Origin of the sequence: Streptomyces amakusaensis (assembly GCF_039532665.1) — a bacterium.
GTDB lineage: Bacteria > Actinomycetota > Actinomycetes > Streptomycetales > Streptomycetaceae > Streptomyces > Streptomyces amakusaensis.
The window spans coordinates 22746-36179 of the sequence record NZ_BAAASB010000015.1; the positions used below are offsets into that span (position 1 = coordinate 22746).

Here is a 13434-nt window from a genome sequence, read left to right on the forward strand (position 1 = left end):
TTGTTTGTGCTAGGAGAATATCGGATCGCAGGGCGTCGCGCATCGGAGATCGCGGCCAGCATCGAGCAGGGCGTGGGCGCGGGGGAGCTGGAGCCCGGCGAACTGCTGCCGCCGATGCGGGAGCTGGCGACCTCGCTCGGGGTCAACCCGAACACGGTGGCCGCCGCCTACCGCACCCTGCGCGAGCGCGGAGTCATCGAGACCGCGGGCCGCCGGGGCAGCCGGGTGCGCTCCCGGCCCGCCTCCACCGCGCGCGGCTCCCTCCGGGTCGACGCCCCGCCCGGTGTGCGCGACGTGGGCGAGGGCAACCCCGACCCCGCGCTGCTGCCCCCGCTCCGTGACGCGCTGGCCGCCGCCGCGCTGGGCGACGAGCGGCGGCCGGGGCTGTACGGACAGGCCCCCGTCGACGAGGAGTTCGCCCGGCTCGCCCGCGCCGCGCTGGACGAGGACGGTGTGCCCGACGGCCCGGTCGCGGTCACCTCCGGCTCGCTCGACGCCATCGAGCGGGTGCTCGCCGCGCATCTGCGGCCCGGCGACGCGGTCGCCGTCGAGGACCCGGGCTGGGGCAGTCTGCTCGACCTCGTGCCGTCCCTCGGGCTCCGGCCCGTCCCCGTCGGCGTCGACGACGACGGCCCCCTCCCCGCCGATGTGAAGCGGGCGCTCGCCGCCGGGGCCCGCGCGCTGATCGTCACCGACCGGGCCCAGAACCCCACCGGGGCCGTGATCGGCATCGCCCGCGCCCGGCAGCTGCGCGCGGTGCTCGCCCGCTTCCCGGACACCCTCCTGATCGAGGACGACCATGGGCACGCCATCGTCGACCAGCCGCTGCACCCCCTCGCCGGAACCACCCGGAGCTGGGCCTTCGTCCGCTCCACCGCCAAGGCGTACGGGCCCGACCTCCGCGTCGCGCTGCTGACCGGCGACCCGGTCACCGTCGACCGGGTGACCGGCCGTCAGCAGCTGGGTCCCGGCTGGGTGAGCAGACTCCTCCAGCGGGCCGTCGTCCAGCTCTGGACCTCGGGCGCGGTCGATCCGCTCGCCGTGGCCCGCTCGTACGGCGAGCGGCGCGACGCGCTCGTGCGCGCCCTGGCCGAGCGGGGCGTCGAGGCCCACGGTCGCAGCGGGATGAATGTCTGGGTGCCGGTGCTCGACGAGACCGGCGCGGTGACCCGGCTGCTGCGCTCCGGCTGGGCGGTCGCCCCCGGCGCGCGGTACCGGCTCGCCTCGCCGCCCGCCGTGCGGGTCACCGTCTCGCAGCTGTCGGCGGCGGACATCGTGCCGATCGCCGACGCCCTGGCCGCCGCCGCGGGCCCCGCCCCCGCGCGCAGCTACGGCTGAGCGGCCGGGACCGGGTCCTTCGCGACCGCGACCGGCTCGGCGGCGCGGGGCGGCTTCCGGCGGGGACGGCTCTGTGTCAGCGCGGCCCCCGCAAGGACGATCACCGCGCCCACCGGGGTGTTCCAGCCCAGCTCCTCGCCGAGCAGGGTGACGCCCGCCGCCGTGGCGATGACCGGGATGAAATAGGTGACCATCTGCGCGGTGGTCGGACCGATCTCCTCCACCAGCCCGTACTGGAGCAGCAGGGCCAGCCCGGTGCCCAGCGCGCCGAGCGCCACCACCGCCAGCAGCGGCACCACCGCGAACGACTCGGGCACGGAGGTGAACAGCGGGGTGACCACGGCCAGCTGGACCGTGGCCAGCCCCAGCTGGGTCCCGGTGAGGGAGAGGTGCGAGTGGCCGGAGTCCGCCAGCGTACGGCGGACGTAGATCCAGCCGATCGCGTAGAACAGCGAGGCGAGCAGCGCCATCGCGGTGCCCCGGACATCGAGCCCGGAGAACCCCTGCCAGGCCCCGAGCACGGTGAGCACCCCCAGGAAACCGAGGCCGAGACCGGCGACCCGCCGCCGGGTGGGCCGGTCCTCCGAGAGCGCGACCAGGGAGAGCAGCATGCCCCACAGCGGTGAGGTGGCGTTGCAGATCCCCGCCAGCGTCGAGGGGATCGTGAGTTCCGCGTACGAGAACAGCGAGAACGGTATGGCGTTGAGCAGCAGCGCGGCCACGGTCAGATGACCCCAGGTGCGGGCCCCGCGCGGCAGCCGCTCCCGGCGCACGGCCATCGCCGCGGCCAGGACCGCCGTACCGAAGAACAGCCGGCCGAAGGTGACCTGGAACGGCGCGAACCCTTCGGTGCCGACCTTGATGAGAAGGAAGCTGAATCCCCAGATGAGGGAGACGATCGCGAAGCGGATCCGCCAGTCCAGCCGTCGGCGGGCGGGGCGCGGCGGTTCGGCGGAGACCGGGGGAGGGGTGGCGGGGGCGCGGACGGCGGAGGTCATGGCTCTCACTCTCACCCGTTCCATCTCGTAGAACAAGCGAGAATTTGTTCAATGGTTCGATTAGCATTGCTTACATGTTGAATCTGGAGCGCCTGCGGACCCTGGACGCGCTCGCCCGCCACGGCTCGGTCAGCGCCGCGGCCGACGGGCTGCATGTGACGACATCGGCCGTCTCCCAGCAGCTGGCCAAGCTGGAGCGCGAGGTCGGCCAGCAGCTGCTCGCCAAGAACGGGCGCGGTGTCCGGCTCACCGACGCCGGGCGGCTGCTCGCGGACCACGCGGCGCGGATCATCTCCCAGGTGGAGCTGGCCCAGTCCGACATCGAGGCCCAGCGCGGCCAGGTCGTCGGCGAGGCCAGGATCGGGGCGTTCCCCACCGCCGCCCGGGGCCTCTTCCCCGCCGCGCTCGCCGCGCTCCGCGCCGACCACCCCGAGCTGCGCGTCCACTCCCGGGAGCTGGAGCCCGAGCAGGGGCTGAGGGCCGTGGTCCGGGGAGATCTCGATCTCGCCGTCGTGCTCGACTGGAGCAATAAACGACTGCCCGTCCCCGGCGGGCTCGCCCAGGCCCATCTGCTCGACGACCGGCCCGACATCGCCATGCCCGCCGGCCACCGGCTCGCCGGCCGCTCCGAGGCGGACCTGGAGGAGTTCGCCGACGACGACTGGGTCTCCTGGCCGGAGGGCGAGTTCTGCCACGACTGGCTGATGTTCACCCTGCGCTCCCGGGGCATCGAGCCCCGCATCCCCCATCTGGCGGGCGAGCACCACACCCAGCTCGCGCTGATCGCGGCCGGCCTCGGCGTCTGCGTCACGCCCCGGCTCGGCCGGGGACCGGTCCCCGAAGGCGTGGCGCTCGTGCCTCTGCGGCAGCGCGTGGTGCGCCATGTGTACGCGGTGTGGCGCACCGACGCGGACCGCCGGCCGTCGATCAGGGCGGCCGTCGGCGCGCTGCGCGCGGCGGCGGGTCCGGGGCCCGGGGCGGGGGCCGGGCCGGGCTCAGCGCCCTGAGAGCTTGCGGAAGTCCCAGGACGCGATCGCGTCCGGGGTCAGCCGCAGCCAGGCGTGCCCGCCGTCGTGCGGCATCCGGTCGAGGCCGAAGTACTTCCGGGCGAACAGCCGCTCCGGGGTCTCCAGCTCCGGACAGGGCTCCCCGGTGCGCGGAGCCTCGCCGACCCGGACCGCCGAGCCCGACAGCTCCACCCCGCGCAGCTCCCCGTACTCCTCGCCGGAGTCCATCACCGCCGACAGCCGGGGATCGCGGAGCAGCTGGGCCCAGCGGCGGCTGCGGGTCAGCGAGTACAGCCACAGGGAGACGCCGTCCCAGACGAACCAGAGCGGGCTGACGTGCGGACGGCCGTCCGGGCCCGTGGTGGCCACCCGGCAGGTGCGCCGCGCGGACAGGAAGGCGTCCCGCTCGGCGGGCGTCATCATGATCCGGCGGCCCCGGCGCTGCACGGCTGCCACGGCGGCCTCCCACCCTTGTCTGACTATGTGTCAGAAAGCATGGGCGTCAGGCCCTCCGAGCGCAAGGGGGCGCCCTCACCGGCCCGCCTCACCGGCCCAGGGACTCCTTGAGGAAAGCCGTCTCCAGCCGCAGAAGGCTGCTCACCTGGTCCCGCGCGGTGACCCGGTGCCCGGCCCCCGACAGCGGCAGCACCTGGTGCGGACGGCCCGCCGCGAGCAGCGCGGCGGACAGCCGCAGGGTGTGCGCGAAGAGCACATTGTCGTCCGCCACCCCGTGCACCAGCAGCAGCGGGCGGCTGAGCCGATGCGCGTACGGCACCAGCGAGCTGCGCCGGTACGCCTCCGGGAACACCTCGGGGTGTCCCAGGAAGCGCTCCTCCCAGTGGGTGTCGTAGAGCCGGCGGTCGGTCGGGGCCGCGCCCGCGACGGCGGCGTGGAAGATCTCCGGGCGGTGCAGCACCGCGCCCGCCGCCAGATAGCCGCCGAAGGACCAGCCGCGGATCGCCACCGAGCCGAGGTCGAGGTCCGGATACCGCTCCGCCGCGTCGTGCAGGGCGTCGATCTGGTCCTGGAGCACCGGGCCCAGCCGGTCGCCGTGGACGGCCTGTTCCCACTCCCGGCCCCGTCCCGGGGTCCCCCGGCCGTCCGTCACCAGGACCGCGAACCCCTGCTCCGCGAACCACTGCGAGAGACAGGACCACCACAGACGGGCCCGCACCACCAGTTGCATCCCGGCCCCCGCATAGGGGTTGAGCAGCACCGGAAGAGGGCCCGAGCCCGGTTCGTGCCAGGAGGGCAGATAGAGCTGGGCGCGCAGCTCGCGCTCGCCGAGCGAGAGCAGCAGCGGCTTTGGCGTGACCACCGGCTCCTCCGCGAGCACCGCGATCCGCCCGGCCGGCTCGCCGTCCCGGAGCACGGTCACCGTACGCCCCGACTCGGTCAGGCTGTCCAGGACGACGGTGCCGCCCCCGGCCGCGGCGGAGTGGACGCCGGGCCCCTCGCTGAGCCGGACGAATCCGTCGGCGGGGTCGTGGAACCACACATGGGTCTCGGTCGGTTCCTCGTTCGCGAGGAAGAAGACCCGCTCGCCGACCGTCCCGAGCACCTCGCGGACATGCACCCCGCCCGGCGACCGCGCTCCGCCGATCCGCAGCCCCCGCAGTCCGTCGCCCGCCGTGAAGGCCGTGACCGCCGTGCCGGAAGCGGTCCTTCCGGGAAGGCCGGGCACCAGCTCCACCCAGACCGGGTCGCGCTCGGTGTGCAGCGTCTCGGTCGTTCCGCTGTACGGGTCGACCGCCAGCAGCACGGCGGTGCGCTGGTCACGCGTCTGCACCCGCACCAGCGGGCCGTGCGCGTCCCACCCCGCCGATGCCACGTACTCGAAGGCCCGGTCGGTCCAGCCCCGGGAGCGGAGAGGCTCCTCGGCGTCGGCGGCGGCCGGCAGTTCCACCGGGGTCCGCCCGCCGCTCAGCCGCAGGATGTGCAGCGACACCTCGGCGTTCGCCGTCCCCGCCACCGGATACGGGACCGCCCTCGGCGGCCGGGCCGGATCGGCCGGATCGGCCAGGTACCAGCGCTGTACGGGGGAGTTGTCCACCCGCGCCACCAGCAGGGCGTCTCCCGAGGGCGACCACCAGTAGCCCCGCGACCGTCCCATCGACTCGGCCGCCGTGTGCTCGGCCAGACCGTAGCTCACCTCGGGTCTCTCGGGTACGGCGAGCGCGCGGCCGCCGGTTCCGTCCGCGCGTACGACATGGAGCGCGCCGCCGCTGACATAGGCGATCGAGGTGCCGTCGGGGGAGGGGCGGGGATCGACCACCGGACCCGCCGCCGGAATCCGCCGGGGCGCGCCGCCGTCGGTGGTGACGGTCCACAGCTCCCCGGCGAGGGCGAAGGCGACGAGCCGGGCCCCGGCGTCGGCCGCGTACGACACCACCCCCGCGGCGAACTCCCGGGCGCGTTCCCGGCGTACCCGCTCCGCCTCGGGAACGCTCTCCGGGTCCTCGCCCAGCAGCAGGGGGTCGGCGAGAAGCCGCTCCTGCCCGGACTCGTACAGCCAGAGCCCGCTCATCGGGTCGTCGCCGGCGGCGCTTCGGACGAACAGCACACGCAGCCCGTCCGGCGAGACGGTGAAGCGGCGGGGGACGCCGTGGGCGAATCGGGCGGTGCGGGCGAACTGCTCGGTGAATTCGGGGACGGCGACGCCGACGTCCTCGCGGACTGTGCTGTTCTCGTTCATCAGGGATCATTCGCACCCCGGCCCCCGCGCGCGCAACCGAATTTCCTTCCCGCGCGCGGGGCCCGGCGACCGCGTGGACCGGGAGGCCGTCGCGGTGCGGAGTGCGGTGGATCAGCTTTCGTTCGGGACGATCTCGAAGAGCTTGTAGGTGATGTCCTCGTCGGTCAGCCGCCGGGACGCGCTGTCCAGCAGTCGCAGCGACACCCCGGCCTCGGCGGCGAGCTGGGCGATCCGGTCGCCGTCGCCGAGGGTGTTGAAGGTGACCAGCGCGCGTCCGCCGGGCAGCAGCCAGTCGTGGACCTCGGCGAGATAGCGGCCGAGGGCGGTGTAGCCGCGGTCGAAGATCGCCCACTCGTAGTCCTGGGCGAACTCGAAGTTCCGCGGCGCCTCGATGACGCTGCAGTTCCAGAAGACGGTGTCGAAGCGGTCATGGGGGTTCAGCTCCGCGAAGAGATCGCTGCGCAGCACCTCCACCCGGCCTTCGACGCCATGGCGCTTGACGTTGCGGAGGGTGCTTTCGACCGCGGTGTCGGTGATGTCGGTCGCGGTCACCTGCGCGCAGCCGTGCGTCGCCGCCCAGACGGCGGTGACCCCCGCCCCGCAGCCGATCTCCAGGAAGCGCCCGCCCGAGGGGTAGGGGATGACGGTGGTGTAGAACTCGGCCCCGGCTCCCACACCGGGAGCGTACGTCCCCGGGACCAGGTCCCACTCCCTGCCGAGCAGTTCAAAAGTGGTGGACTCCGTTCCGGCGGTGCCCAGTTGATCGACGAGCTTCTGGCCGATGCGGTACTGCTCCTCGAACCGTGCGGACTTCTGATCCATGGTTCCCCCTTGGAGGCATCAGTGTTTTCTGGCAGGTGTGCTCGCCGCCGGGGCGGGTCTCTCGCGGGCTTCTTCCGGCCGGGCGTGAGGACGACGCCCACGGCGGTATCGGGATCCGGGCGCGACGAGCGGCGGCCCGGGGCGGAGCGGGTTCAGGTCTACGCGGAGAGCAGCTGCTCCAGATCCGTGGCGTATTTCCTGATGAGGGACGGCGACAGCCGTGGAATGTCCTTGGCCGGTCCGATCCTGGCGGCCTGGACGGCGGCGCGGAACCGGTCGGACGGGATGGCGGACCCGAGAATGATGTCCTCGGGGTCCTTGAACCCATGGAGGAGCGGCAGCGCCGAATGCCGCCGCTGTGCTTCGGGCAGTGCGCGCATGGCCGCCTCGAACCGGGCGAACCAGTCCGCGTAGCCGTCCACCCGCTCGATTCGATGGCCCGCTTCGCCCAGCCAGTCGACGAAGACGTCGAGCGATATCCCGTCGTCGTGCGGATTGACCAGGCTGAAGGTCGTGAAGCCCTCCTCGGTCTGACCGCCCAGTGTCACGACGGACGCGGCGGTGAAGTCCACGGGCAGCCCGTCGTAGTGGGCCCTCGGGCGGTCTTCCCCGCTGTCGGAGCGGTAGAAGGAGCGCGGCGCCACACCGGTGGCGATGAGACTGAACAGAAGGCGGGTGAACCGGTCCGGGACATTCAGCTGTCCGCGGTACCGGCTGTGCGCGAGAATCATGTTCGACCGGAACACGGTGACCGGAAGCCCGTACAGTTCGTGCGCGTTCCGGAGCAGCACCTCCCCGGCCCACTTGCTCGTCGCGTAACCGGCGGCGTACGTCCCCTCGACCGGCTGGACGGGAAGGGCGGTCCGTACGTCGGAATCCTCGTCCAGGGCCGGCAGACCGATCCGGGAGGTGGCGACGGCCACGCTGGAGATGTAGGTGAACGGTTTGATCCGTCCGGTGAGCCCGAGGCGGATCAGCTCGGCGGTGCCGACGACATTCGCCTCGAACAGATGGGGGTACGACAGGAGGTGGTTCACCAGGGCGCCGGCGTGGACGATCAGATCCACGTCCTCGGACAGCGTCTTCCAGGTCAGTTCGTCCAGTCCCAGCCGAGGCTCGGCGATGTCGCCCGCCAGGACTTCCAGATGCTCGGCGGCCAGCTCCTGGAATGTGCTGACCAGACCCTCGTCACCGCCGGCGAAGGCCTCGTCGAGCCGCTTCCTCGCCGCTTCCGCGCTCTTCCCGCGTACGACGCAGATCAGCTTTCCGCCCGTCTGCGCCAGTCTCTCCAGCCACTCCAGGGTCAGGAAGCGGCCGAGATAGCCGCTCGCCCCCGTCAGCAGCACGGTCCTCGGCGCGGCCGCCGGACGGGGAAGGGACCGGGCGTCGGCGAGCGTCCGCTCGTCGATGAACTTGTCCAGAGTGAGCTCCTCCGCGCGGACCTCGGCACCTCCCTCGGGGTGCACCGACGCGAAGGCCGGCTGTCTCAGCCCGGTCTCGCGCTTCGACTCGAGGTAATTGGCCAACTCCCGCAGATCGTTCGCCGGGCTGATGATCACATCGACGGGGACCCGGATGCCGAAGATGTCTTCGAGCAGACCGGAGAAGGACACCGCGGAGAGCGAGTCCCCGCCCAGGTCCCGGAAGTGCGCCGAGGGGCTCACCTCGGCCGCCGAGCCGGTGAGCAGCGCCCGGACGGCCCGCTGGATCGTCTCCATGACCGGCCGGTTCGCGCCATCGCGGCGTACCTCCAGTAATTCCTCGTTCTCCCGGGTGGTGACCTCGGAGTACAATTCCTCCAGGTGCTTTCGGTAACGGGCCAGGAGTTGAGGGCGCAGCAGCTTTCGATGGTCCGAGAGCAGTCCGTTCGTCTGACTGAAGGGTTCGGTCTCGATCAGGAAGTCACGTGGAATCTCGTACGAGTTCAGCCCCGCTTCCTTCGCTATCTGCTGGAACGATTCAGCAAGAAGGCGCTTGAGGGTTGTCCGGTCCTCGCCGAACTCCTGGAGGGTGTCCGGAGTGGGAACGACCACGGTGAGCAGATACGAGCGTTCGCTGTTGCCGTAGACGAAGATCTGTCTGACCAGAGGACTGGCGGCGAAGACGGCTTCCAGTCGGGAGGTGGCCACGAACTCGCCCTGGGACAACTTCAGCACACTCTTGCGGCGGTCCACAATGGTGAACCGGTCCGGCCCGATCTCCGCGACGATGTCACCCGACTTGTAATAGCCGTCCTCGTCGATGATCTCCGCCGTCAGTTCGGGCTGTTGGTAATACCCGGGAATGATGGCTCTGGTCTTCAGTAACAGCTCTCCGCGAGGGTGCGGGAAGTCGGTCCGGTAATAGCCGAGTTCGGGCACGTCGACGAGCTTGTAATCGATGACCGGCGGGCGCAGCACCTTGTGGTCGACCGAGACGGCGGCGGCCTCCGTGGAGCCGTAGATGACGGTCAGCTTGAGATCGAGAAGAGACTCGATGAAAGCCGACAGCTCGGCGGAGAGCGGCGCGGACCCCGTGCTGGCCCAGCCGACCCGGCCGCCCAGAAGATTCTCGCGCATGTCCGCCTTGACCTCAGACGCGATCGCCTCCCGGTCGACGCCTTCCGCCAGCACCCGTCTGTCGAGTTCGCTCTGGTACTTCTGGAAGATCATTTCTGATACGCGCGGCACCAGGGACAGTTCCGTGGGGCGCACCAGCGCTATGTCCTCGAAGAACGTGGACAGATTGCTGCTCGCCGTGAAGTAGCTGATTCCGCCGCGCGCCAGGGTGTTCTTGAGCGAGGAGTGCCCGGCGACATGGCTCATCGGCATGTAATTGATATTGGTCGCGTGTTCGTCGGAGAACAGCTTGGACCATTCGCCGCCCCACATCGCACTCGACAGCCGCTCGGTGTACATCGCCCCCTTGGGAGTGCCGGTACTCCCCGACGTGTAGATCAGCATGGACAGCGGATCCTCGTCGTCGGCGGGCGTGAACAGCGGCGCGCCGGGAAGCGTCTGCCCTCGCCCGACGACGTCCGGCAGGGGCTCGACGGCCAGGTCGCGGCCGGCCCGTGCCAGCCGGTCGCGCGCGGAGGAGAATTTCTCCAGCTGGTCGGTGACTTCCGGGTGGTAGTCGAAGACCACCAGGCGTCTGACCGACGGAGTTCCGAGTATTAATTCGACCGCGGAGTCCAGGCGTTCGACACTTGCCGCGACCATGAACGGCTCGGTCTCGTCGGTGATCGATGCCAGCTGGGACACGGGGGAGCTGGCCTGAAGCGGGACGCTCACCGCGCCGAGATGGACGCAGGCCAGGTCGATCACCGCGTAGTCGCGGCTGGTGAAACCGAGAATGGCCACCCGTTCTCCGGCGCTCAGCGGGTGTTCCGCGTGGTGATGCCATTCCCCGGCCACCGCTCGGACGCGGTCCCACAACTCGCTGAAACTGGTTGTTTCATATCTTGGCAGCAGGCGGAGCGAGACGTGTCCCGTTCTGGGATCCTGCGTGAATTCCTTCGCCCGTTCTCCCACGGCGGGCCGGTCCGAGTAGCGCTCCATTACATCTGCCATCAATTGCGCAAGCCGCATTCTGGTCTCCACATCTCATGCTCAAGGGGGACTTTCATGGGTGAAGGCTTTGCCGCAGATTCGGTGGTGACGCAGGGGTGTGTGTCAGCCGAGCGGGATCCGGCGCACGAGAAGGGCGAGCCCGCCCCGCCGCATCCGTCCCGGGGACATGCGCGGCGGGGCAGCGCGCTGCTGACACCCCGAAGAAAGAGAGAACTCTGTTACAGGAACGACGAGCGCCGGCTACTCCCGGCTACTGCTCTTGGCTACCGCTCCCGGCTATCCGTCCAGGCGCGCGGACGCTTCGACGAGAGCGGCCCCGGGATCCCGCTGTTCGGCGACCGGCTCTCCGGCGGCCGGCCGATCGCTCACCCGCTGACCGGTGACCTGGCTGGACAGCAGCCGCAGCGCGTCGCCCGAGGCGCTGTCATTGGGCGTGTAGACCTCAAGACGGTGATCGGGGCTGTCGGGCTGGAGCCACACCTGATAGTCGACATTGACCCCTCCGACGGTCGGATGCCGCAGGCGCATGGTGCCCACGGTGCAGTCCGCCACGTCCCCGGTCGCCCACAGCGTGGCGAAGTCGCTGCTGCGCATCGCCAGCTCGCCGACCAGCTCGGCCAGTCGCGCGTCGGTGGGATACCGGCCCGCGGTGAGCCGCAGATACGCGACATGGATCTTGGCCAGTTCATCCCAGTTTCGATGGAGATCGCGGGTGAAGGAGTCGAGGAAGAACATCCGGGGGAGGGACGGCCGCCGCGCCAGATCGTCGGGAGCGTCGAAGTCGAGGTGCTCCGCGACGAGGGCGTGTCCGGTGCGGTTCCAGGCCAGCACATCGCCCCGGCGGCCGAGGAGCACCGCCGGCGCGCTCTCCCCCAGGGACGACAGGAGCGCCAGCACCCGGGAGTGCGGGCTCTCCGTCAGCGGCCGGACCAGCCGCGGTGTGACGGGCTGACGGGCGAGATTGTGCAGATGGGCCGTCTCGGTCCGATCGAGCTGGAGCACCCGGGCGAGCGCGTCGAGCACCTGTGGGGAGGCGGTGCCGGCCTGCCCCTGCTCCAACCGGGTGTAGTAGCCGACGCTCACGCCGGCCAGCTGGGCGAGTTCCTCACGGCGCAGGCCCGGTACACGACGGGCGGTGCCGTAGGCGCGCAGTCCAACGTCGGTGGGCGTGACCCGGTCGCGGCGGGTTTTGAGATACGCACCGAGGCTCTCGAGTTCCATGGCCCCGAGAGTAGGGGAGGACCGTCCGGGTCTGGGTATCCCTGCGGGGTGTACCCATGGCGTGGGGCTGGTTGGCGAGCGCCCGAAGGCGCACCGTCGGGGACATGAATGAACAGCGTGTTTCTCAACCGCCCGGGCTGCGGGCGTGGCTCGGTCTGCTGGCCACCCTCGGACCCGTACTGCTCGTGGCGATGGACGGGTCGGTCCTCTTCCTGGCGATGCCCAAGGTCACCGAGGCCTTGTCGCCCACCGCCGACCAGGCCCTGTGGACTCTGGACATCTACGGATTCGCGGTCGGGTCGCTGCTCGTCGCCTTCGGCAACATCGGTGACCGGTACGGCCGGCTGAAGCTGCTGATGATCGGCGTGGCCGCGTTCGGCATCGCCTCGGCCGGAGCGGCCTTCGCGCCCACCCCGGAACTGCTGATCGCCTTCCGGGCACTGATGGGTATCGCCGGGGCCACGCTGCTCCCGTCGGCCCTCGCGGTGCTCAGCGAGCTGTTCACCGACCCCCGCCAGCGGGCGAAGGCGATCGGAATCTTCGCGGCCACCTTCGCCGCCGGATTCGCCATCGGCCCGTTCGTCGGCGGACAGCTGCTCAGCAGGTTCTGGTGGGGATCGGTCTTCCTCATCAATCTCCCCGTGATCCTGCTGTTCCTGATCCTGGCCCCGATCCTGCTCCGTGAGGTGCGCTCCACCCGGCCCGGCCGGGTCGACCCCCTGAGCGTCTTCCTCTCCGCCGCCGGCCTGCTGCTGGCCATCTACGCGATCAAGCACGCCGCCACGGAGGGGCTGACGGTCGGCACCGTGATCGCCGGAATCGTCGGCCTCGCGGGCCTGGTGTGGTTCGCCCGCAGGCAGAAGAGCCTCGAGCACCCGCTGATCGAGTTCAGCCTCTTCCGCGACCGGGTTTTCACGATCGCGATCATCACCGGGCTGCTGCCGCTGGCCGCGTGGTCGGCCACCGCCTACCTCGCCAGCGTCTACCTCCAGTCCGTACACGGCCTGGACGTCCTGGACGCGGCTCTCCTCACGATCCCCGGCGCCCTGGTCCTCACCGTCACCTGCATCGTCACGCCGTCGCTGGTCGGGCGCATCGGCAAGCGGGCGGCGCTCATCACCTGCCACTTCTGCATCGCCGCGGGTCTGCTCCTGCTTCTGCTGCTGCCGGCGGACGGCTCCGGCGGGACCGGCTGGTACATCGCGTCCACCATCATCGCGGGCCTCGGCTACGGCATCTCCTTCAGCGTCGTCGCCGACACCGCCGTCGCCGCGGTTCCCCCGGAGCGCGCCGGGTCCGCGGCCGCGCTCGCCGAGACCAGCAACGAGATCGGCAACGCCCTCGGCATCGCGCTCCTGGGCTCGCTGGCCACTCTGTTCTTCCGGCTCCAGGGCCCGGACCTCGCGGGCACCCTCAACGAGACGCTCCAGATCCCCGACCTCGTTCCCGCGGTGATCAGCGACGCGAAGTCCGCCTTCGTCACCGGTCTGCACGTGGTCGCCATCACCGCCAGCGTCCTGCACGCCGCGCTCGGCATCCTCGCCCTGCGCTGGCTCCCGAAGTCCCTCTCCGACGAGGACGGGCCCGGCGCGGAGTCCCCGGCCCAGGTCGCCGACGGGGAGACCAGCGGCGTCCGCTGACTCCCGCCGCGGCGCGCGGCCGGCGGACAGGCCGCCCCCCCCGACGGCCGGGCCGCGCGGAAGCCGGCGGAGGCGCTCCCCCTGATCCCCCCCCGGGTCGATCAGGGGGAGCCTCCCGGTCTCGCACGGCAATGATCCATTTCGTCGATTGCCAGGGAGCCG

9 protein-coding genes are annotated in these 13434 nt (G+C 71.2%); 3 read left to right on the top strand and 6 right to left on the bottom strand.

Features of this window, described 5'->3' with window-relative positions; genetic code table 11:
* Positions 1-6: 6 nt before the first annotated feature.
* Positions 7-1338 carry an aminotransferase class I/II-fold pyridoxal phosphate-dependent enzyme gene (locus tag ABD371_RS25120; RefSeq protein WP_344480593.1) on the top strand — a complete coding sequence of 444 codons (1332 nt, stop codon included), beginning with the start codon at positions 7-9 and terminating at the stop codon, positions 1336-1338.
* Here the strand turns inward: ABD371_RS25120 and ABD371_RS25125 are convergent.
* Positions 1329-2336 (bottom strand): DMT family transporter, encoded by a 1008-nt coding sequence (locus tag ABD371_RS25125; RefSeq protein ID WP_344480596.1) that lies wholly within the window; start codon positions 2334-2336, stop codon positions 1329-1331. The genes ABD371_RS25120 and ABD371_RS25125 overlap by 10 nt on opposite strands.
* A 74-nt stretch (positions 2337-2410) precedes the next feature.
* On the opposite strand from ABD371_RS25125, the gene ABD371_RS25130 reads away from it, so the two are divergent.
* Positions 2411-3343: a LysR family transcriptional regulator gene (locus ABD371_RS25130; protein WP_344480599.1), complete on the top strand. Its 933-nt coding sequence runs from the start codon at positions 2411-2413 to the stop codon at positions 3341-3343.
* On the opposite strand, the gene ABD371_RS25135 is transcribed toward ABD371_RS25130, so the two are convergent.
* The 5 genes from ABD371_RS25135 to ABD371_RS25155 form a co-directional block, all read right to left on the bottom strand.
* Complete coding sequence (locus ABD371_RS25135; RefSeq protein ID WP_344480602.1) at positions 3332-3799, bottom strand: pyridoxamine 5'-phosphate oxidase family protein; 468 nt, start codon at positions 3797-3799, stop codon at positions 3332-3334. The two genes, ABD371_RS25130 and ABD371_RS25135, sit on opposite strands and share 12 nt — an antisense overlap.
* Positions 3800-3887: 88 nt before the next feature.
* Positions 3888-6038 (bottom strand): S9 family peptidase, encoded by a 2151-nt coding sequence (locus ABD371_RS25140; RefSeq protein ID WP_344480605.1) that lies wholly within the window; start codon positions 6036-6038, stop codon positions 3888-3890.
* A 111-nt stretch (positions 6039-6149) separates the two neighbouring features.
* Positions 6150-6860, bottom strand: coding sequence for a methyltransferase (locus ABD371_RS25145; protein ID WP_344480608.1), 711 nt, complete (start codon positions 6858-6860; stop codon positions 6150-6152).
* Positions 6861-7018: 158 nt separating this feature from the next.
* Entirely contained in the window at positions 7019-10429 is a 3411-nt protein-coding gene (gene car, locus ABD371_RS25150; RefSeq protein ID WP_344480611.1) for a carboxylic acid reductase, read from the bottom strand.
* A 258-nt stretch (positions 10430-10687) separates the two neighbouring features.
* Positions 10688-11632, bottom strand: a complete 945-nt coding sequence (locus tag ABD371_RS25155) for a helix-turn-helix transcriptional regulator (protein ID WP_344480614.1) — start codon at positions 11630-11632, stop codon at positions 10688-10690.
* A 104-nt stretch (positions 11633-11736) separates the two neighbouring features.
* Between ABD371_RS25155 and ABD371_RS25160 the strand changes: the two genes are divergently transcribed.
* Entirely contained in the window at positions 11737-13272 is a 1536-nt protein-coding gene (locus ABD371_RS25160) for an MFS transporter (protein ID WP_344480617.1), read from the top strand.
* Positions 13273-13434: the final 162 nt, after the last annotated feature.